The 474-nt window shown below is 60.3% G+C and carries 1 protein-coding gene; it reads left to right on the forward strand.

The window, feature by feature from the left end; all coding sequences use genetic code 11:
* Positions 1-474: MFS transporter (locus QCE79_RS33675; RefSeq protein ID WP_309851876.1), on the forward strand; the 474-nt coding region annotated here is incomplete at both ends.

Here is a 474-nt window from a genome sequence, read left to right on the forward strand (position 1 = left end):
CACGGTGGACGCTTCCACCCAACTCGCAACGGCCGAACGCGGACACGCAGGCAAGGGCGCAATCCGACTCATCGTGTCGAAGCCGCACACCGCCGTCACGCTGGCTCTGTGGGTCGGACTGTTCATGAACCTGATGACGGTCTACTTCCTCAATAGCTGGCTGCCGATCATCGTGAAGGACAACAATTTCTCGCTCGCCGACGCGGCGCTGGTGGGTGCGATGATGCAGGTGGGCGGCACGCTCGGCAATATCGTCATCGGTTGGGAGATGGACCGCTTCAAAGCGCACAAGGTCATGATCGCGACGCTGCTTGCAGCGCTCGTCTTCACGATCGCGATCTCGCAGCTGAACGTCGGCCTCGCCGGTCTCATAATTCTCGTTTTCCTGCTCGGCTATTGCACGAACTCGACGAACACCGGCTGGACTGCAATGGCTGCGAGCTACTATCCCACTGAAATGCGTGCCACCGGCAC

Origin of the sequence: Caballeronia sp. LZ003 (genome assembly GCF_031451465.1) — a bacterium.
Lineage (GTDB): Bacteria > Pseudomonadota > Gammaproteobacteria > Burkholderiales > Burkholderiaceae > Caballeronia.